This is a genomic window from Ruegeria marisrubri (assembly GCF_001507595.1).
In the GTDB taxonomy this organism is placed as follows: domain Bacteria; phylum Pseudomonadota; class Alphaproteobacteria; order Rhodobacterales; family Rhodobacteraceae; genus Ruegeria; species Ruegeria marisrubri.
In genome coordinates, this window is sequence record NZ_LQBQ01000001.1 from 747,771 (window position 1) to 766,527 (window position 18,757).

Annotated in this window: 19 protein-coding genes; 10 read left to right on the forward strand and 9 right to left on the reverse strand. The window is 60.4% G+C overall.

Features of this window, described 5'->3' with window-relative positions; genetic code table 11:
- Positions 1 to 98 precede the first annotated feature (98 nt).
- The 4 genes from AVO45_RS03600 to AVO45_RS03615 all read right to left on the reverse strand — a co-directional run bounded on the left by AVO45_RS03600 (position 99) and on the right by AVO45_RS03615 (position 4,836).
- Entirely contained in the window at positions 99 to 1,226 is a 1,128-nt protein-coding gene (locus tag AVO45_RS03600) for a S1C family serine protease (RefSeq protein ID WP_082688641.1), read from the reverse strand.
- A gap of 185 nt (positions 1,227 to 1,411) precedes the next feature.
- Positions 1,412 to 2,881, reverse strand: coding sequence for a carboxypeptidase M32 (locus AVO45_RS03605; RefSeq protein WP_068344493.1), 1,470 nt, complete (start codon positions 2,879 to 2,881; stop codon positions 1,412 to 1,414).
- Between the two features lie 5 nt (positions 2,882 to 2,886).
- Complete coding sequence (gene ctaA, locus AVO45_RS03610) at positions 2,887 to 4,032, reverse strand: heme A synthase (protein WP_068344494.1); 1,146 nt, start codon at positions 4,030 to 4,032, stop codon at positions 2,887 to 2,889.
- Positions 4,033 to 4,092: 60 nt separating this feature from the next.
- On the reverse strand, positions 4,093 to 4,836 hold the full coding sequence (locus AVO45_RS03615) for an RNA methyltransferase (RefSeq protein WP_068344496.1): 744 nt from the start codon (positions 4,834 to 4,836) through the stop codon (positions 4,093 to 4,095).
- A gap of 160 nt (positions 4,837 to 4,996) precedes the next feature.
- Between AVO45_RS03615 and AVO45_RS03620 the strand changes: the two genes are divergently transcribed.
- The gene (locus AVO45_RS03620; RefSeq protein WP_068344707.1) at positions 4,997 to 5,617 is read left to right on the forward strand and encodes a thiamine phosphate synthase; all 621 of its coding nucleotides are present in this window, start codon (positions 4,997 to 4,999) and stop codon (positions 5,615 to 5,617) included.
- On the opposite strand, the gene AVO45_RS03625 is transcribed toward AVO45_RS03620, so the two are convergent.
- The gene (locus AVO45_RS03625; RefSeq protein ID WP_205627838.1) at positions 5,614 to 6,660 is read right to left on the reverse strand and encodes a HupE/UreJ family protein; all 1,047 of its coding nucleotides are present in this window, start codon (positions 6,658 to 6,660) and stop codon (positions 5,614 to 5,616) included. The genes AVO45_RS03620 and AVO45_RS03625 overlap by 4 nt on opposite strands.
- Before the next feature lie 300 nt (positions 6,661 to 6,960).
- On the opposite strand from AVO45_RS03625, the gene AVO45_RS03630 reads away from it, so the two are divergent.
- The 3 genes from AVO45_RS03630 to AVO45_RS03640 all read left to right on the forward strand — a co-directional run bounded on the left by AVO45_RS03630 (position 6,961) and on the right by AVO45_RS03640 (position 9,564).
- Positions 6,961 to 7,854 carry a PfkB family carbohydrate kinase gene (locus AVO45_RS03630; RefSeq protein WP_068344500.1) on the forward strand — a complete coding sequence of 298 codons (894 nt, stop codon included), beginning with the start codon at positions 6,961 to 6,963 and terminating at the stop codon, positions 7,852 to 7,854.
- Positions 7,851 to 8,765, forward strand: a complete 915-nt coding sequence (locus AVO45_RS03635; protein ID WP_068344502.1) for a pseudouridine-5'-phosphate glycosidase — start codon at positions 7,851 to 7,853, stop codon at positions 8,763 to 8,765. Before AVO45_RS03630 ends, AVO45_RS03635 begins: the two co-directional genes overlap by 4 nt.
- Positions 8,766 to 8,844: 79 nt before the next feature.
- Positions 8,845 to 9,564 carry a DUF502 domain-containing protein gene (locus tag AVO45_RS03640; RefSeq protein ID WP_068344505.1) on the forward strand — a complete coding sequence of 240 codons (720 nt, stop codon included), beginning with the start codon at positions 8,845 to 8,847 and terminating at the stop codon, positions 9,562 to 9,564.
- Positions 9,565 to 9,624: 60 nt separating this feature from the next.
- Here AVO45_RS03640 and AVO45_RS03645 read toward each other — a convergent pair whose 3' ends face one another.
- Positions 9,625 to 10,398 (reverse strand): 3-hydroxybutyrate dehydrogenase, encoded by a 774-nt coding sequence (locus AVO45_RS03645; RefSeq protein ID WP_068344507.1) that lies wholly within the window; start codon positions 10,396 to 10,398, stop codon positions 9,625 to 9,627.
- A gap of 339 nt (positions 10,399 to 10,737) precedes the next feature.
- Between AVO45_RS03645 and AVO45_RS03650 the strand changes: the two genes are divergently transcribed.
- Positions 10,738 to 12,552 (forward strand): extracellular solute-binding protein, encoded by a 1,815-nt coding sequence (locus tag AVO45_RS03650; protein ID WP_082688643.1) that lies wholly within the window; start codon positions 10,738 to 10,740, stop codon positions 12,550 to 12,552.
- Between the two features lie 227 nt (positions 12,553 to 12,779).
- Here AVO45_RS03650 and AVO45_RS19630 read toward each other — a convergent pair whose 3' ends face one another.
- Complete coding sequence (locus AVO45_RS19630) at positions 12,780 to 13,022, reverse strand: hypothetical protein (RefSeq protein WP_157770089.1); 243 nt, start codon at positions 13,020 to 13,022, stop codon at positions 12,780 to 12,782.
- 111 nt (positions 13,023 to 13,133) lie between these two features.
- Between AVO45_RS19630 and AVO45_RS03655 the strand changes: the two genes are divergently transcribed.
- The gene (locus AVO45_RS03655; RefSeq protein ID WP_068344511.1) at positions 13,134 to 13,361 is read left to right on the forward strand and encodes a hypothetical protein; all 228 of its coding nucleotides are present in this window, start codon (positions 13,134 to 13,136) and stop codon (positions 13,359 to 13,361) included.
- Here AVO45_RS03655 and AVO45_RS03660 read toward each other — a convergent pair whose 3' ends face one another.
- Positions 13,362 to 13,985: a helix-turn-helix domain-containing protein gene (locus tag AVO45_RS03660; protein ID WP_068344512.1), complete on the reverse strand. Its 624-nt coding sequence runs from the start codon at positions 13,983 to 13,985 to the stop codon at positions 13,362 to 13,364.
- 65 nt (positions 13,986 to 14,050) lie between these two features.
- Between AVO45_RS03660 and AVO45_RS03665 the strand changes: the two genes are divergently transcribed.
- Complete coding sequence (locus tag AVO45_RS03665; protein WP_068344514.1) at positions 14,051 to 15,568, forward strand: class I adenylate-forming enzyme family protein; 1,518 nt, start codon at positions 14,051 to 14,053, stop codon at positions 15,566 to 15,568.
- Entirely contained in the window at positions 15,565 to 16,218 is a 654-nt protein-coding gene (locus tag AVO45_RS03670) for a DsbA family oxidoreductase (protein ID WP_068344516.1), read from the forward strand. Before AVO45_RS03665 ends, AVO45_RS03670 begins: the two co-directional genes overlap by 4 nt.
- Positions 16,219 to 16,290: 72 nt before the next feature.
- Here AVO45_RS03670 and AVO45_RS03675 read toward each other — a convergent pair whose 3' ends face one another.
- Entirely contained in the window at positions 16,291 to 16,602 is a 312-nt protein-coding gene (locus AVO45_RS03675) for a hypothetical protein (protein WP_068344518.1), read from the reverse strand.
- A gap of 146 nt (positions 16,603 to 16,748) precedes the next feature.
- Between AVO45_RS03675 and AVO45_RS03680 the strand changes: the two genes are divergently transcribed.
- Positions 16,749 to 17,957 (forward strand): multidrug effflux MFS transporter, encoded by a 1,209-nt coding sequence (locus AVO45_RS03680; RefSeq protein WP_068344708.1) that lies wholly within the window; start codon positions 16,749 to 16,751, stop codon positions 17,955 to 17,957.
- Positions 17,958 to 18,073: 116 nt separating this feature from the next.
- Positions 18,074 to 18,751 carry an SH3 domain-containing protein gene (locus tag AVO45_RS03685; RefSeq protein ID WP_068344520.1) on the forward strand — a complete coding sequence of 226 codons (678 nt, stop codon included), beginning with the start codon at positions 18,074 to 18,076 and terminating at the stop codon, positions 18,749 to 18,751.
- Positions 18,752 to 18,757: the final 6 nt, after the last annotated feature.

The following is an 18,757-nucleotide window of genomic DNA, read 5'->3' on the forward strand; positions in this document are numbered from 1 at the left end:
CCTTTATCGGTCGTTTCAAAACGTCAGGGCTCTGGAGTTTGACTATTCCAGAGCCTTCCGTCATTTGAAGATGCGCGTGCCACCCATGCCTCTCCCTGTCATCTTTGGCGCGCCCGCCGGTAGACTTCGAGCTCCTGTGGCATGATCGGGCGCTCTTCAATTTCAACGGACACCGAGAATGGCACTCCGTTTCTAAGTGCCTTCAGTTCAACGATTTCTCCGATCTCAATGCCCCGAACACTGTTCATTGCAATCTCCATCGATGTTATCCTGACGCCATTCACATGGGTGATGACGTCACCGCCCAGCAAGACTTCCGCACCGCCCCACATCATTGGCCAGACCCCTCCTGTCAGCCCGGCTCGATCAGCAGCGCTTCCTGGTTCAACCGTTTCGATCAGGAAACCGGATTGCTCCTCCCATGCACTTCGCGGCACGCCAAGAACCTGCAAAATCGGGAAGGCGGTCATCTGTCCGTAGAGACCATGCCAAGGCCGGGAAACATGTCCTTCCTCGACAAGAGCGGTGATTACAGGTCGCAACACCTCAGTCGGAATGGCAAAGGCAATATTTTCAGCACCAGAATTGCTGATGTTCGACGTAATCATCCCGATGACCAGTCCGCATGAATTCAACAGAGGCCCTCCGGAATTGCCCGGACTGATCGCTGCGTCTGTTTGAATATACGGAGAAAGCCAACTTGATGTTGTCTGCCTCAATACCCTCCCGACGCCGGAAACGATGCCGGACGACATGGATTTTCCGATGCCAAGCGGAAAACCGACAGCAAAGGCTTGCTGTCCAATCTCGGCTTGCGCATCATTCGAAAATTCCAGCGGGGCATCGCTGAAATACTGGCCGCCTGTCACTTTCAGAACCGCTACATCCAGAGTCGGGTCTATTCCAACCACGGCAGCTTCGATCATCGAGCCCCCGTTGAAGACGACGATGATCTTGGAATCCGCGATCACATGATAGTTCGTCGCGATATATCCCTGCTCGAGCACAAACCCTGTGCCAGTGTTCATTGCCACGCGGCCTTCGACAAGAAACAGGTCGATCGAGAGCGTGGCTACCTGCACGACAGACGGTGAAGCGCGCGCGTAGATCTCGTTTGCGGACAAGACACAATCCGGGTCTTCGGCCTGTGCACCAAGTGGCACAGTACAAAGCACAAGTACCGAACTCAGGCGGACCAATCCCCGCGTCAAGAAATTTTCAGACATTCCCCCCCCAAACAAAACAACAATGCATTGATGGGAAGAAACACTAGTGAAGATGCCACGCGTGCGCTTTGCGCAGGATCAAAAGTCGAAAAGCCTCCAACCATAGCGCTCGTGGGAGTCCCGTTGACGCCGTTCGAGCGCCAGAAAACGAGGCCATGTTTCTTGGTGTCGAGATCGCGTTGCTGTCACAAGCCGTAAAGACTTCCGAACTTCTTTTCGAGGTACCGCAACAGTGGCTCCGGTCCCGGCTCTTGTCCGCTGGCGCGCCGGATCACGTCGCGCGGGGCATAAAGCCCACCATGGCGTTGCAGATTTTCCCGCAGCCAACCGGTTGCCCGCGTGGTATCCCCGGCCTCGAGCTGCGCGTCGAGATCCGGCACAGCACCCCGCAGCGCCTCGTGGAGGCAACCCGCATAGACATTGCCAAGGCTGTAGGTCGGGAAATAGCCGAACAGGCCCACCGACCAATGCACATCCTGCAGGCACCCGTTCGAGGGCTTGTTCACGGGATATCCGAAATCGGCCTCGAAGCGATCGTTCCAGGCGGCCTCGAGGTCGGAAACCTGCAGGTCTCCGGTCATCAGGGCCCGCTCGAGGTCAAAGCGCAGCATGATGTGCAGGTTGTATTGAACCTCGTCGGCCTCGGTCCGGATGTATCCGTTGTGAACGCGGTTCACGGCGGCATAGAATTCGTCTGCATCCGCGATCCCGAAATCTCCGAAGGTCTCGGTCATTTCACCGAACAGCCAACGGGTGAAGGCGCGCGAGCGGCCAAGCTGGTTCTCGTAGATGCGGCTTTGACTTTCATGAACGCCCATCGAGACTCCGCGCCCCAGAGGGGTCAGCGCGAAGTCCGGGTGGATGCCCTGCTCGTAGGCGGCGTGCCCGACCTCGTGGATGGTCGAGTATATGCAGTTGAACGGATCGGACTCGCTGGTGCGCGTGGTGATGCGAACGTCAGCACCGCTGCCCGAGCTGAACGGATGCACGGCCTTGTCCACCCGGCCCCGGCTCAGGTCATATCCGAAGGCCACCGCAAGCTTGTGCGAAAGCTGCATCTGCTTGCGTTCGTCGAAACTGCCCTCGACCGCCTTGGGTGCAGGCCGGTCCAGCACGGCGGCGCGCAAGGCGACCAGGCGCGGCCGCATCGCGTCGAAGATTTCGGCGATCTGGGCGCCTGTCGTGTGAGGCTCGTAATCCTCGACCATCGCGTCGTAGATGTCACCGCCCTGCGCCAGCGCCGCGCCCTCCTCGCGCTTGAGCGACACGACCTCCTCCAGAACCGGAAGGAATGCTGCCACGTCCTCATCCGCTCTGGCCTGCGCCCATTTCCCCTGCGCCTCAGAGGTCACGCGCGCGATGGTCTTGGCCAGATCGGCGGGAACCTTGGTCGCCCGATCATAAGCCCTGCGGATTTCTCGCAGATGCGCCGCGCTGACCTCGCATTCGGGCTCGGCGCGTTCCAGCAATTCGGCCACGCGCGGGTCGGACCGGCGAGCGTGCAGAACGGCCTCGATCGCAGCCATCTCCTCGCCTCGTTGTTGGGCGGCGCCACGCGGCATCACGGTTTCCTGATCCCACCCAAGCCGCCCTGCGATCTGGGCCAGCGCCGAGGTTTCACGCTGAAACGCCATCAATTCTTCAAAAGCGGTCATCGATATCAGGCTCCACGAAGCGAGGTTGCGATTGGATAGAGGCTGAGGAAGCGGGCGCGCAGGATCAACACCCAGACCCCAACGGCCAGCAACTGATGCAGAATGGCGATCTGCCAAGGCGCGCCGTAGAGAACGGTGAAAACGCCCAGCACCACCTGCACCGACAGAGCTGCAAAGGCAGCGTTGAAGGCGAAACGGGTCTGGGGGTGCGCGCTGCCGCGTCCGCGCAGCCAGACGAAGACACCGAAAGCAAACAACAGGTAACCCACGCAGCGGTGGATGAACTGCACCAGCCCCGGGCTTTCAAAGAAGTTTCGCCACATCGGTTCCAGGACCGCTGCATCGGGTGGCAGCAACTGACCGCCGATCAGCGGCCAGTCGGTGTAGGACCGGCCTGCGTCAATGCCGGCGACGAGCGCACCAATGAGTATTTGCAAAAAGGCGAAATGCATCAATCCGGTGGACAACGAAGATAGCCGAGCCTCTTTCGCCCGGCGGGCCTGAATCAAGTCGCGTTCTTCGCGGCGCAGCATGAAGATGTACCAGGCCAGGAAGCCAAGGATCACAAAGGCCAGCCCCAGATGGACGGCCAGACGGTAGCTGGCGACCGAGGTCATGCCTTCGCCCTGGGTCACGCCCGAGGCGACCATCCACCATCCTACGGCCCCCTGCACCCCGCCAAGGATGCCGGGGAGCAGCAGTCGCCCGGTCCAGCCGGCCGGTATCTGCCGCGCGATGAGGAACCCGGCAAAGCCCACGGCCCAGACCAGACCGATGAAGCGGCCAAGCTGGCGGTGGCCCCATTCCCACCAGTAGATCTCCTTGAAGTCGTCCAGTTCCATCCACTGGTTCTGGATTCGCCACTGGTCGATCTGCTTGTACTTGTCGAACTCGGCCTGCCAGTCCGCCTCGCTCATTGGCGGAATGGCCCCGGTGACCGGGCGCCATTCGGTGATCGAGAGGCCGCTATCGGTCAAGCGGGTCAGGCCGCCCACGACGATCATCGCAACAACCAGTGCAAACAGCGCCATCAGCCACAGGCGAATTCCCCGCCGGGCGCCGCCACGTCCGCGGTCGATCAAGCCCGGTTGAACCGCCTCTTGCTTTTGCTCGTCCGAGACCTCTTCAAAGATGCTGCGCTTGCTGCTCATGCGATCCTCGTGTCCTTCTGTTTCCCGCAAGCTAGAGCCACCGTCCGCCGGCGTCCAGCGTCAGCCTTTTTCCTTCCAGCGAACCATCTGACGCATGATTCCATGCAGCATCTGCACGTCTGCACGGGTCATGCGCATCCGCGACCAGAGGTTGCGCAGGTTCACCTTCATGCCGTCCGCCTTTTCGGGTGGATAGAAGAACCCGGCTTGTTCGAGCCGCTCTTCGTAATGTTCGGCCAGTTTCTCGACTTCAAGCCCCGTGGCCCAGTCCCCTTTGCCCAGGTCGGTTGCCTCATGCACCACGTCCCCGGTCTGGCGCATCCACTCGTAAGCGGTCAGCAGAACGCACTGCCCGAGGTTCAAAGAGGCATATTCCGGGTTCACCGGCACCGAGATGATCGCGTTGGCCTTGGCGATATCCTCGTTTTCCAGCCCGGCGCGTTCAGGCCCGAACAAGACTGCCACCTTTTCGCCGGCCGCAACCTTTTCAGCGGCGATCTGCATGGCGCGTTCGGGGCTGTAGACCGGCTTGGTCAGACCACGTTGCCGCGCCGTGGTGGCAAAAACATAGGTCCGGTCCGCCAGCGCACCTTCCAGATCGTCGAACAGTTGCGCTTCGTCCAGCAGCCGCCCTGCCCCGCTGGACATCGCGACGGCCTTGGGATTCGGCCATCCGTCGCGCGGAGCCACGATCCGCATCCGGTCCAAACCGAAATTCCACATGGCGCGCGCGGCGGCGCCGATGTTCTCTCCCATCTGCGGGCGAACGAGCACGAAAGAAGGCTGAGGTCTGTCGCTGGGCATGGTGTTCTCCGAGAATCCTGCCTGCTCTAATCCCCATCCTTGGACAGGGCAAGGCACCCGTGTCGCTTCGGATTGCAATTCCGCCCGATGCGGGCATAAAAGTTTGCTTCATGCCCGCAATCCGCTAAACCGCGCCAAAGACAAAGCGAAGGACGCGCCGATGGACACCCCCGAGCAGCCGCAGATCTATCTGATCACGCCCCCGGCAATCACTCTGAGCACCTTTCCCGACCAGCTTGCCCGCGTTCTCGACGGTGCCGAGATCGCCTGCATCCGCCTGGCGTTGGCTGGAAAGGACGAAGACACCATCGCACGCGCGGCCGATGCCTGCCGCGAGGTGGCACACGCCCGCGACGTGGCGCTTGTCATCTCGAACCACGTTCTGCTGGCGCAGCGGCTTGGCCTGGACGGGGTGCACCTGGATGACGCAGCCCGATCGGTCCGCGCCGCCCGGAAAGAGCTGGGGCCCGATGCCATCGTGGGCAGTTTCTGCGGAACCTCACGCCATGACGGGATGACCGCCGGCGAAGCAGGTGCCGACTATGTCGCGTTCGGTCCGATCGGCCAATCCGCCCTGGGGGACGGTTCGGTTGCCGAGCAGGACCTTTTCCAGTGGTGGTCGGAGATGATCGAGGTACCCGTTGTGGCCGAAGGCGGATTGACCGAAGACCTCGTCCGCAATTTTGCGCCATACACGGATTTCTTCGGAATTGGCGAGGAAATCTGGTCGGATGAAGACCCTCTGGCGAAGCTAAACACGTTGATCGCAGCAATGGGTTAAGCAGCCGCAAAGGACTGCACCAGCCAGAATCCACCAATGAACGCGATGATCACCGAGGCCGGAATGGCTATCCGGCCCCGGTACCAGGGCTTTCTGCGGAACCAGACTCCAACGGCAGCGAAGGCGGCGGCCATCACCGTAAGCAGCGCCAGTTCCGCCCCGACATAGACCCCGCTCATCGCGGCCACGAGCTGCGCCGGAGGAAGTCCGACGCCATCCAAGTCACCGGCGAGCGCGATTCCGTGGAGCGCACCAAAGGCGAGGACCGCCAAAAGCCGCCACAGATGCAGCCGCCGAACGAAGACGTTTTCCAACGCGACAAGTGTGACGGATGCAGCGACAAGTGAGGCGAGGATGTCGGCCGGAACCGCAATCGACCCCAATAACCTTGCCGCCAGACCGCCTGCCAGAGCCAGCGAAAAGACCCCGAACTGCACGGTCAGAGGCCGCGTTCGGGGAGAAAGGAAAAACAGCCCGAGCATGAACAGGATCTGTTCCTTGCCGTCTGGGAATATCCGCCCGAACCCGACGGGAATGTGCGCCTGAAAACTGTCTTTGGGGGCCATCGAGGCTCCGCCGGCCAAAGGTATCGGCGGGCTGGTTTCGCCGCCGCGCAAGAAACCGGTGTATGGCGCCTTGACTCCTTGCTGCCGCAAAACCACTGGCCCTGCCCCTTGAGGCCAGGTCACACGAACGCTGCGGGCATTCGGCGGAAGTTCGGCTGTCATCAGCAGGACGGTGCTGCGCGGCTCTTCGGGGTTTCCGACTACCGGAATGCGCGCGCCCTCGTAGGACAACTCAAGCCGACCGCCTGCTTCGATCGCCAACGCATTCTTCCATTCCCGGAAGAAGTTCCGAACCAGCGGCTCCAGTTGAACCGACGGCATGGCGCGCAGGCTTTTGTAGCTGTCCGCGTTCGCCCTGTCCGCATTGCCGGTGACATTGCCCAATTCAATACCGCTAAGAAACGCTTCGGCATCTATCTGTAATTCCAGAAAAAACAGGCCGTTCTCTACACGGAAATCGGCCACCGTCGCGGACACCGCGTCTGCGGTTGAACGAACTGGCAAGAAGAAGATCAAACCGGTGAAACACAGTATCAGGAAGATGCCTTTCAGGTCAGCTACCGCGTGCCTTCCTCGCATGCCTGCCTCGAATCCAATTGGAAAAAACGAAAACGCGAACTTTAGGGAAGTTTTCGGTCGAACCTCAGATAGATCAAGAGAAAAACGGCAGGCGAATATGTTTGCCGTTCAGGAATTCCGAGGATCTCCGGCTACCTTGCGCCAAGCTTACATCCCTTCTCCCTTGCGCCTGACCGGGCACTGCGGCATGACGGCCCAATGACCAAGAACACGGAAATTCTCTGCATCGGCTCTGTCCTATGGGACGTGATCGGGCGTTCGGCCAGCCACATGCGGCAGGGCTCGGACGTGCCCGGCCGCATCACCCGCCTTCCCGGAGGTGTCGCGATGAACATAGCGATGACCCTCGTCCGGTTCGGGATGAAGCCGACACTGTTGACCGCCATAGGACGCGACCCCGAGGGGGACGAGCTGGTGCATTCCTGCGCCATGCTCGGCATGGTTACCGAGCATATCTATCGCTCAGACGATCTGCCGACCGACAGATACATGGCCGTCGAGGGTGCAAATGGCCTGATCGCTGCGATCGCGGATGCGCATTCACTCGAGGCGGCCGGCGCCAAGATCCTGCGACCGCTGGTCCAGGGTCCGCTGGGATCGGAAGGCGCGCCATATGATGGACCCATCGCTTTGGATGGGAACCTGACCATGGGGCTGTTGGAAGAGATTGCGCAAAGCCCAGCCTTTGCCCGTGCCGACCTGCGCGTCGCCCCGGCGTCGCCGGGCAAGGCAGAACGTCTCTTGCCTTTCCTGCAGCATGGCCGGGCCACGCTTTACGTCAATCTCGAAGAAGCGGGCCTTCTGTGTCAGCGCGAGTTCGGCGATTCCGAAAGCGCCGCGCAGGCCCTGATGGATCGCGGAGCATTGCGGGTACTGGTGACCGATGGCGGGAACTCCGCCACCGAGGCCAACGCCGAAGGCGTCCTGAACCGCATGCCACCCCCCGTCCTCGTGACGCGCGTAACCGGCGCGGGAGACACGTTCATGGCGGCGCATATCGCCGCTGAATCCAGGGGCGCCGAACGCGAAGAGGCCCTGACCCGCGCACTGCACGCCGCCGCAACCTATGTTTCCGGAGAAACTCCACTGTGATCGACATTCAGTTTTCCACCGAAGTCCGCGACGCCAAAGATGCAGGCCGCCCGATTGTCGCTCTTGAAAGCACGATCATCACGCACGGCATGCCGCATCCTCAGAATGTCGAGGTCGCAAAACAGGTCGAAAAGGATATTCGCGACGCTGGCGCAGTCCCGGCGACGATCGCCGTGATCGACGGCAGGCTGCATGTCGGCCTCGAGCCCGAGCAACTCGACGCATTGGGTCAGGCAAAGGGCGTGGCCAAGCTTTCCCGCGCCGACATGGCGGCCTGCATGGCGAGTGGCGGCACGGGCGCGACGACGGTGGCGGCCACCATGATCGCTGCCCGTTTCGCTGGCATCGAGGTCTTTGCCACCGGCGGCATCGGCGGTGTTCATCAGGGGGCAGAGACCACCTTCGACATCTCGGCCGACCTGCATGAACTGGCGCAGACGCCGGTTACCGTCGTGGCCGCCGGGGCCAAGGCCATCCTCGATATCGCGAAAACGCTCGAAGTGCTGGAAACGCTCGGCGTTCCCGTCATCGCGGTCGGGCAGAACGAGTTTCCGGCCTTCTGGTCGTCACAGACACAATTCACTGCACCGCTGCGCATGGATGACCCTGCCCAGATCGCCCGCGCCCACCGGATGCGCCGGGAATTGGGCCTGCCAGGCGGGCAGTTGGTGGCCAACCCGATACCTGAAAAGGAGCAGATCCCCGCCGAGGAACTGGCACCGATCATTGCAGGCGCCCAAGCGGACGCCGAGGCCCACCGGATCACCGGCAAGGATGTCACGCCCTACCTGCTGCAGCGGATATTCGAGCAGACCGAGGGACGATCGCTGACGGCAAATATCGCCTTGGTGCGCAACAATGCCCGGCTTGCTGCTAAAATTGCCGGCGAATTGTGCGTTTCCAATGGGTAACAGGAACGTCGGATCCGTTGGGCTATTGCGCCGGTGCGATGAACTCCTTACCTAATCCGGCAAATCAATCGGAACCGACATGAACACACCTTTCGATGAAGAACCCAACCGACGCCCTGGCCTTTTCTCAAGGCTGAGGGCGTCGTTTCTGACGGGTATCGTCGTCATCGCCCCACTCTGGCTGACGCTGTGGCTCATCCTGTCGGTCGTGAGTTGGATCGACAGCGCGGTTCTTCCTCTGATCCCGGCACGGTTCCAACCCGAACAATACATCGGCATCAACATCCACGGCGTCGGCGTCATCTTTTTTCTGATCTTCACGATCATTGTCGGATGGATCGCCAAGGGCATCATCGGACGCTCGCTGATCCATTTCGCCGAAAGCCTGGTGGCGCGGATGCCGGTGGTTCGTTCGGTCTATTCCGGCATCAAGCAGATTTCGGAAACGGTTTTTGCACAGACTGAACGTTCCTTCGAAAAAGCCTGCCTGATCCAATACCCGCGGCGGGGAATCTGGGCGATCGGTTTCGTTTCGACCACCGCCAAAGGCGAGATCAGTCAGAAAGCCGAGACAGGGGGCGAGTTGCTGAGTGTCTTCGTTCCGACCACGCCCAACCCGACTTCGGGGTTCCTGCTGTATTTCCCGGCAGAGGACGTCATCATTCTGGATATGACGGTCGAGGACGCCGCCAAACTCGTTATTTCGGCCGGGCTGGTCTATCCCAACGAAAAAGACCCGACCCGTCCGCCGGAAGAAGTGGACGAAAGCGAGTCTCGGAAAGAAAAGAAGGCGGGCTGACACTTTCGTGCCAGCCCTATCTGACGCCGAGACCGAATTCTGGTTCCCGGAACTCTTCGATCACAGAGCGGTCCACCCTCCGTCAACCGAGATCGTCGTCCCCGTGATCTGCGCGGCCGCATCCGAGCACAGGAACACGGCGGTTCCGCCGAGCTGCTCGACCGTTGCGAACTCCTTGGACGGCTGCCGCACCAGCATCACGTTCTTTATGACCTCATCGCGGCTCATCCCGTATTCCTTCATGGTGTCGGGAATCTGGGCCTCGACCAGAGGGGTCAGAACGTAGCCGGGGCAGATCGCATTGCAGGTGATCGGCTCTTGCGCGGTTTCAAGCGCCACCGTCTTGGTCATTCCGACAATCCCGTGTTTGGCCGCCACATAGGCCGCCTTGAAGGGCGAGGCCGTAAGGCCGTGTGCCGAGGCGATGTTGACGATCCGGCCCCAGCCCGCCTTGCGCATCATCGGCAAGGCTGCTGCCGTGGTGTGGAAGGCCGAATTCAGGTTGATCGCGATGATGGCCTCCCACTTGTCGACCGGAAAACTGTCGATCGGGGAAACATGTTGAATGCCTGCGTTGTTCACAAGGATATCGCAGGCACCGGCCTGTTCGATCAGCGCCCGGCACTCGCCCCCGTCTGACATGTCGGCCTTGATGTATCTCGCATTTGTTCCGGTTTCCTGCGAGATCTCGGCGGCCAGGGCGTGATCCGCGTCGCGATCCGTGAACGAGTTCAACACCACGTCGGCCCCCGCCTTGGCCAGTTCCCGCGCAATGCCGAGGCCGATGCCCGAATTCGATCCAGTGATGATTGCCGTTTTTCCCTGCAAGGACATGGTCAGCCTCCCTAATTTGTTCGGTTGCCCGGAAGATTGCCATGCTGCACCTGCAAAGGGAATGGCAAACCGGGCGGAAAACGGCTCATCGGCACCAAAGGCCAGTTGCCGGCCCTTTCCTTCGGGCGGAAATTCAGAGAGGTGCTAGACAAAAAAACGCCCGCACGAGGCGGGCGTTAAGTTATTGAGGCAGGTTTCATACAGGCAAGAAACCTATCGAGCAGTGGCACCTTTATACGCAATTCTTCGCTGTCATCCAAGCTAAAAGTTTGAAAATACGGAAATCCATCGCTACGGTGATTCCCAACAAAATAAGGCCTGAGCAGGATTGTTGCCAAAGTGCGACTGAAATTTTTTCGCCCCTTCCGCCCGTTGATCGCGGGCGTGGCCCTCTTTTTTTCCGCCCCAGACACCCACGCAGATTCGGTGCATGGCATAGCTATGTATGGTGACCCAGCCCTGCCACCGGATTTTGTGTCTCTGCCGTATGCCAACCCGGAAGCGCCCAAGGGTGGCCGTGTGGTCTTTGGCAATACCGGAGGGTTCGACAGCCTCAATCCCTTCATCCAGAAAGGCAGCGTTCCGTGGCAACTCCGGTTCTGGTCTTTCGAGGGTCTGATGGGCCGATCCTGGGACGAACCCTTCTCGCTTTACGGCCTGCTGGCCGAATCAGTCGAGACGGCCCCGGACCGTTCCTGGGTCGAATTCACCTTGCGGGACGAAGCCCGATTCTCGGATGGCACGCCGGTAACGGTCGAGGATGTGATCTGGTCATACGAAATCTTGGGCACCAAGGGGCACCTGCGATATCGTGGTCTGTGGTCCAAGATCGCCAGCATCAAGCAAACCGGGCCGCGGTCGGTCCGCATTGCTTTTTCCGAGGCCGACCGCGAACTGGCCCTGATTGCCGGCATGCGCCCGATCCTGAAAAAAGCCCAGTGGGAAGGCAGGGACTTTGCCAACTCCGCGTTGCAGGATATTCCCATCGGAACCGGCCCATATATCGTGACCGACTTCGAAGCCGGGCGCTTTGTCACCCTGCGTCGGAATCCAGACTATTGGGGCGCAGATATTCCTTTTCGCCGGGGGACGATGAATTTCGATGAATTGCGGATCGAGTTCTACGGCGACGAAACCGTCCTTTTCGAGGCGTTCAAGGCTGGCGAGCTGAGCGTCAAGCGTGAGTTCAACGCTGAGAAATGGGAAACCCAATACAACTTTCCCGCCGTGCGCCGCGGCGACATCGTCAAGACCGAAATCCCACACGGCAAGCCTTCAGGCATGACCGGTTTCGTGATGAACACCCGCAAGGCGCCCTTCGACGACTGGCGCGTTCGCGAGGCCCTGCTGCTGGCCTTCAACTTCGAATACATCAACGACACCGTCACCGGTGGCGCGCAATCACGCATAACCTCTTATTTCTCAGGCTCGGAACTGGCCATGCAACCCGGTCCGGCCAACGGCAAGGTTCGCGAACTTCTCGAACCTTACGCCGACGACCTGCTGCCCGGCGCTCTCGACGGTTACTCCCTGCCCGAGGGAGATGGCTCGGCAAGGAACCGAAGAAATCTACGGAAGGCAGCAGCGCTGCTTGAGGAGGCCGGATGGAGCGTCAAGGGCGGCGCATTGACGAATGCCGAGGGAGACCCATTCGCGTTCTCCATTCTCATCCGGCAGGGCGACACTGACATGCAGACCGTGATCGAGATCTACGCGCGAGCGCTTGAGCGTCTGGGCATCTCGGCTGTCGCGGAAAAGGTGGACAATGCCCAGTATGCGGGCCGTATCGCCGAACTGGATTTTGACATGACACCGTTCCGCCGCGCCCTGTCTCTGTCGCCGGGCAATGAACAGCGGCTCTATTGGGGCAGCCAAGGGGCCGATGTGCCGGGCACTCGAAACCTGATGGGCATGTCTTCGCCGGCCGCCGACGCGATGATCGACGCCATGCTGGCGGCTGAGACCCGCGAAGACTTCATTGCCGCCACCCGCGCCCTGGACCGGGTTTTGACTTCGGGCCGCTATGTGATCCCGATCTGGAATTTCGACGTCGGGCGCATCGCGCATGTGAAAGAGATGAAGTTCCCCGAGCACATACCGATCTATGGAGATGGCCCGCAATACATGCCCGATGTCTGGTGGTACGAGGACTGACCTGAGCGCATTTTTCGAGATTTCCAGCGACGGGAGATCAGGCTGAGCGCAGGGTTTCAGGAGCCGATTCTGCAGAACTGGCGGAGGATCCACGGCTGGAACAGCCTGATGCCACTGAAGGACAAGCTATTTGTGAACTGCTGGGCGGTTCTTCGGCGGAAATCGGCACAGGGAATACGATCACCGCATCTGGTGGCGTGCAGGCTACTTTGATCGATATTTAGAGGTCATTCGTTCATATTGGAGCCGAACAAGAACTCTACCCAGTTTATTGAAAAGACTCCGGCATCTGATTGTTTCTTTTTTGACGCAAGAACCTCGGGCTGATCAGAAATCCGCATAAAATTTCGACACATAACCAGATTGCAGTTTCGCCCAGGAAAATGGGGAAAGTCGTCTTGCACATGTCCTGCCCCGGCAAGCCCCAAGTGTGTCAGAACATCTAATGCGAGCATCGTGGCCAGTTCCACTCAGCCATCGCTACCGCGACATTTTGTCAAGTCTCGACAAAACTGACATCGAAAGTAACATTTTTTGATGGGAGGGGAGCGTTCCGAGAACAAACCGAGGAAAGCTCGCAGATGTTGAACTGGTCAGACCTTACGCAAGATTGGGCCTCGTCCTATGCCCGCGCCAAGGCGCGGTTTCCGAATCTGCGTGATCGGGACATGGCGTTCGTCAAGAAGGACCGCAAGCGGTTCGAGGCCTATTTGGCCGAACGTCACCACCTGACTGTGAACGAAGCACACGAAGAGGTTGAAGATTTCCTGTTCACCGAGTCGCTCAACCGAGAGCTGCTTCGACGCTGATCACGCCAGGGACGTCACCCAGAGGATCGTCGCGTCTTCGTCGCTGACGGAGATGACGTTGTGACCCATGCTGCCGTCGTAATAGGCGCTGTCGCCGCGGCGCATTTCGACCGGCTCGTAAAACTCGGTATACAGCCGGACCACCCCGGTCAGAACATAAAGAAACTCTTCGCCGTCATGGCGGACCCAGCCGTCGAATTCGTCCATCGATCGGGCCCGCACGCGGGCGCGATACGGCAGCATCTGTTTCTTGGTCAGCGTTTCGGCCAGCAACTCGTGCTCATAGGTGGCCGTGGCATGGGCCGCACCCGCGCCTGATTTCGTTATGGCCATCCGCCCGATCACCTGCTCGCGCTGCGGCGGTGTGAATAGTTGCGGAACCGAGATCTGCAAGCCGACCGCCAGTTTCTTGAGCGCGTCATAGGTCGGCGACATCTGGCCGTTCTCGATCTTGCTGAGCGTGGATCGCGCCAGCCCTGCCTGACTGGCCGCCTGTTCCAGCGTCCAGTTCCGCGCCTTGCGCAACTCGCGCACACGCGCGCCCAGGTCCAGCGGTTCGGCCTCGGTTTCGGTTCCGTTGTCACGGGCGATGCGGATGATGGATTTCGGATCTCGGCTGTTCATGCCTAGGTCTATAGGCCCGCCCGCCTGTGCTTGCAACGTGCGACATCTCGGGCTAGCCAACACGAATGTTGTCTGTTTTCGATCATGGCCCGCCACCGCCCTGCCCCGCGCCGTTCAATCTTGCCGCGCATGTCATGGGCCGCGCAGATGCCTTGGCGGACAAGGTGGCACTGTCTGTCCTGCGCACCGATGGAGCCGAAAGCTGGACCTATGGTCAACTGCAATCCGCCATTCGCGGCACCGCGACTGGCCTTCTGCAGGCCGGTTTGAAACCCGGCGACATCCTGTTGATGCGGCTGGGAAACACTGTCGAGTTTCCCATAACCTATCTGGGCGCGATCACGGCTGGTATCGTTCCCGTGCCGACCTCGTCGCAGCTGACCGAGCCGGAAACGGCAAGGATAATTGCCGAATTGAGCCCCGCTGCGATTTTGCGCGATCCCGACGTTGCCTGTGCCGCCCACCCCTTTCAGATCGGTCTGACCGATCTGATCTCCATGCGGGACTTGCCGCCCGCCGAATACCAGATGGGCGATCCCGAGCGCATGGCCTATGTCGTCTATACGTCGGGCACCTCGGGCAAGCCCCGCGCGGTGGCCCATGCGCATCGCGCGATCTGGGCGCGGCAGATGATGATGGACGGCTGGTATGGGCTGACAGAGAATGACCGGCTTTGCCATGCGGGTGCATTCAACTGGACCTACACCCTTGGGACCGGGTTGATGGACCCCTGGACCATGGGCGCCACGGCTCTGATCCCTGAACCCGGCACCGATATCGGGGCGCTGCCGACGCTGCTTTGTACCCATGAGGCCACGGTCTTTGCCGCGGCTCCGGGCGTTTACAGGAAGATGTTGCAGGAAAGTGAAAAGATCGAATCGCCCACGCTCAGGCATGGGCTGTGTGCGGGCGAAAAACTGTCGCGGCATCTGCATGAAAGATGGGTCAAGGCAACCGGCACCGAGCTTTACGAGGCCTATGGCATGTCGGAATGCTCGACCTTCATCTCCTCCAGCCCGGCCCACCCTGCGCGCGGCGATGCTCTTGGGCAGCCGCAACCGGGGCGCCGCGTGGCGATCCTTGGCCCGGACGGCCCCGTGCCACAGGGCGCGGAGGGAACCATCGCCGTCCATCGGTCAGATCCGGGCCTGATGCTGACCTATCTCAACGCGCCTGAAGAGGCCGAGGCGCGGATGCAGGGCGAGTGGTTTCTGACCGGAGATCAGGGCGCGATGGCGGTGGATGGCCAGATTACCTATCTGGGCCGCGACGACGACATGATGAATGCCGGCGGATACCGGGTGTCTCCGGTCGAAGTCGAAGCGGTTCTGTCCCGCTATCCCGGCATCACGCAGGTCGGGGCAGCGGCGGTCGAGGTCAAAAAGGACACATTCGTGATCGCGGCCTTCTATACCGGGCCCGAAGAACTGGACGTCGCGGCCTTGCGCACCTATGTGGAGGCCAACCTGGCGCGCTACAAGCAGCCGCGCGCTTTCATCCATCTGCCGGCCCTGCCCACCGGCGGCAACGGAAAGCTCCTGCGCCGCGCTTTGCCGGCCTATTTCAAGGCAACGACCGAATGACCCAAACCGTCAAGCTCGACATCCTGTCCGATCCAATCTGCCCGTGGTGCTATATCGGCAAGACCAATCTGGACAAGGCGCTGGCAGCGATCCCGGATCACCCGTTCATCATCGAATGGCATCCCTTTCAGCTGAACCCGGACATGCCTGACGAGGGCATGGACAGGCGCGAATATCTCGAACGCAAGTTCGGCGGCAAGGAAGGCGCGGTCAAAGCCTATGCACCGGTTGTCGAGCACGCAGAAAAGGCGGGGCTGAACATCAATTTCGAAGCGATGCAGCGCACCCCGAACACGCTTGACGCACATCGTCTGATCCATTGGGCCGGGATCGAGGGCAAGCAGACCGCTGCCGTTGACGCGCTGTTCAAGGCCTATTTCGTCGATGGCCGTGATATCGGCGACCACGAGGTTCTGGCCGATATCGCCGACAGTATCGGCATGGACGCGGCGGTGGTCCTGAAACTGCTGAAATCCGATGCCGATCGCGAGGATATCCGAAAGCGTGACGCGCATTCCCGCCAGATGGGCGTGAACTCGGTTCCGACTTTCATCGTCGCGAACCAACATGCCGTTCCCGGCGCGCAACCGGCGGAGTTGTGGGAAAAGGTGATCAACGAGATCAAGGAGCAGCTGGAAGCTGCTGAATAAAGGCGAATTTTCCTGTCAGGAAAATGGCTGGATGGCCAGCCGAACTCAGGTCGGCCCCTGGCTGAATTGAATTCAGAACGGCAGGAAACCGTCTCCGAGTTCATAGTGTTTCACGGCCAGCAAGGGCTGATCTCCGTTGTAGGAAAACACGAAGACGTGGGCCATGTCGCCGGCCAGGGTCAGCCGGCAGAACACGGCCTCGGGGTCGAATTGTGCCGGGCAGCCCTCAAGGTCCGCGTGGGCAACTGACGCTTCGAATACCTCGTAGGTGAAGACACCGTTGCCTAAAAACGCCGTTCCGCCCTTGTGGGTTTCTCCTGGCCCCGAGGCGATCGCCGTGGTCGCGAACAACAAGGCTGCGGAAGTTGTAAAAAGGTTCTTCATAAGCGGTCTCCTTTCTTGGATTTTCTTTCCCTACTATTTTTGTAGGTTTTTTTTCAAGTCTGTTTTTCGTCGAATGACAACGTATGGAAAGCCGCTCTGGACCGCAGTTGTCGGCCGTGATAGCGCCAGCCGGTAAGGAGTTTTCGATGGCCGAAAGAATGTCCAAGGCAGAGTTCATCGCGTTGATCGCGATGATGTTCGCCACGATCGCGTTTTCGATCGACTCGATGCTGCCAGCACTACCGGAAATCGGCCAGCAACTCAGCCCCGATGACGTGAACCGGGCGCAGCTGATCCTGACCTCTTTCGTTCTGGGCATGGGGATCGGAACCTTTTTCACCGGCCCGCTATCCGATGCCTTCGGGCGCAAACCGGTGATCTTTGCCGGGGCGGCGCTCTATATCCTAGCGTCGGCCGTGGCCTGGGCCAGCTCATCGTTGGAACTGGTTCTGGCCGCCCGGGTGGCTCAGGGGCTGGGCGCGGCCGGTCCGCGCGTGGTCGCCATGGCCATCATCCGCGATCTGTTCTCGGGTCGGGAAATGGCGCGGATCGTCTCGATCGCGATGATGATCTTCACCCTGGTGCCTGCCATCGCCCCCATGGCCGGTGCGGCCGTGATCGCCTACGCCGGCTGGCGCGGCGTGTTCATGTCGTTCATCCTGTTCGCGTTGGTCATCATCCTGTGGATGGGGTTCCGCCTGCCAGAATCCCTGGCGGTCGAGGACCGGCGCCCGTTTCGCCTGCCACTGATGGTCGGTGCGGTGAAAGAGATGTTCGCCCATCCCACCGTGCGCCTGTCGATCTTTGTTCAGACCCTGTGCATGGGCATGCTGTTCACCATGCTGACCATGGTACAGCCGGTCTATGACGTGATCCACGACCGCGCCGACAGTTTCCCCTTCTGGTTCGGGTTCGTGGCGCTGATGTCCGGCTCGGCCAGCCTGCTGAACGCGGCCGTCGTGGTGCGCGTGGGGATGCGCCGCATGGTCACGTGGGCGCTGGCCGGTCAGATCCTGATTACCTCGTTGGTGATCGGGCTGAACATGTCGAACCTGTCGCCGCAGGCCTCGTTTGCGCTGTTCGTGTTCTGGCAGACCATGGTCTTTTTCATGGCCGGCGTCACCATGGGCAACCTCAACGCCATCGCGATGGAGCCGATGGGCCACATCGCCGGCATGGCAGCTTCGGTCATCGGGTCGATCTCGACCGTGTTGGCGGCCGCGATCGCCGCGCCCGTAGGGCTCCTCTTTGATGGGACTCTGGCACCGCTGACCACGGGCATTCTAACCATGTGTGTTCTGGCTTTTGGCCTGATGCTGCACATGGGGCGGATCGAAGATCGCCTGCCCGCATGATTTGGGTGGACTTGATCCGCAAGCCTTTCCTTTCATTGAGAGCTTGATTCTCGACGCCCCCTCAGATTCGATGCAGTCACCAAATGCCTTGCAAATCCAAAGGGGCAAATTCGTCCATGAAACTGATGTTCACCATCCCCTTTCTTTTCGCAGCCCTTCCCGCCGTGGCAGAACGCCAATCGTTTCCCCCGGTCGACGAAGCCAGCCGCGACCCATCGCTGGTGGCGTTTCGCGACCAGCTTCTGGCTGTTGTAAAGACGCGAAACACCGAGGCCGTCCTGTCTGCGGCATGCCCGGAAATCTACCTGAGTCACGGCGGTGACGGTGGCCACGAAGAGTTTCGCCAATTCCTGACGGTTCCTCCAGAAATGCTGGGCGAAGACTATCGCGATCAGGCGGAAGAAATGCGCGAAGAGTATTGGTCGGCGCTGGAAAAAACACTTTCGTCAGCAGGTTACTTCGACGACGAGGGCGAGTTCTGGATGCCCCATCAATGGAGGATCAGGCTGCCCGCGGATATTGACCCATTTTCCACATATTTCGTGGACGGAACCCGCGTTTCGCTGCGCGCTGCTCCAGACCCGAACGCCAAGGTTCTGGACTTGATCAGCCACGAGGTCGTGTGGATCGACCAATTTGCAGAGGACACCGAATACCAGGGCGTCATCCTGACCGACGGAACGCGCGGCTACATGCATTCCGACTTCTTGTGGTCGATGGTCGGCTATCGCGCGGCCTTCGTGAAATCGGAGGCTGGCGACTGGCAGCTGTGCACCTTCGTGGCCGGGGATTAGGCCACG

Excerpts from the sequence above, each read along its gene's own strand:
- AVO45_RS03600 (WP_082688641.1), bottom strand. The coding sequence starts at position 1,226 with ATGTCTGAAAATTTCTTGACGCGGGGATTGGTCCGCCTGAGTTCGGTA.
- AVO45_RS03605 (WP_068344493.1), bottom strand. The coding sequence starts at position 2,881 with ATGACCGCTTTTGAAGAATTGATGGCGTTTCAGCGTGAAACCTCGGCG.
- ctaA (WP_068344494.1), bottom strand. The coding sequence starts at position 4,032 with ATGAGCAGCAAGCGCAGCATCTTTGAAGAGGTCTCGGACGAGCAAAAG.
- AVO45_RS03615 (WP_068344496.1), bottom strand. The coding sequence starts at position 4,836 with ATGCCCAGCGACAGACCTCAGCCTTCTTTCGTGCTCGTTCGCCCGCAG.
- AVO45_RS03620 (WP_068344707.1), top strand. The coding sequence starts at position 4,997 with ATGGACACCCCCGAGCAGCCGCAGATCTATCTGATCACGCCCCCGGCA.
- AVO45_RS03630 (WP_068344500.1), top strand. The coding sequence starts at position 6,961 with ATGACCAAGAACACGGAAATTCTCTGCATCGGCTCTGTCCTATGGGAC.
- AVO45_RS03640 (WP_068344505.1), top strand. The coding sequence starts at position 8,845 with ATGAACACACCTTTCGATGAAGAACCCAACCGACGCCCTGGCCTTTTC.
- AVO45_RS03645 (WP_068344507.1), bottom strand. The coding sequence starts at position 10,398 with ATGTCCTTGCAGGGAAAAACGGCAATCATCACTGGATCGAATTCGGGC.
- AVO45_RS03655 (WP_068344511.1), top strand. The coding sequence starts at position 13,134 with ATGTTGAACTGGTCAGACCTTACGCAAGATTGGGCCTCGTCCTATGCC.
- AVO45_RS03660 (WP_068344512.1), bottom strand. The coding sequence starts at position 13,985 with ATGAACAGCCGAGATCCGAAATCCATCATCCGCATCGCCCGTGACAAC.
- AVO45_RS03665 (WP_068344514.1), top strand. The coding sequence starts at position 14,051 with ATGTTGTCTGTTTTCGATCATGGCCCGCCACCGCCCTGCCCCGCGCCG.
- AVO45_RS03670 (WP_068344516.1), top strand. The coding sequence starts at position 15,565 with ATGACCCAAACCGTCAAGCTCGACATCCTGTCCGATCCAATCTGCCCG.
- AVO45_RS03675 (WP_068344518.1), bottom strand. The coding sequence starts at position 16,602 with ATGAAGAACCTTTTTACAACTTCCGCAGCCTTGTTGTTCGCGACCACG.
- AVO45_RS03680 (WP_068344708.1), top strand. The coding sequence starts at position 16,749 with ATGGCCGAAAGAATGTCCAAGGCAGAGTTCATCGCGTTGATCGCGATG.
- AVO45_RS03685 (WP_068344520.1), top strand. The coding sequence starts at position 18,074 with ATGAAACTGATGTTCACCATCCCCTTTCTTTTCGCAGCCCTTCCCGCC.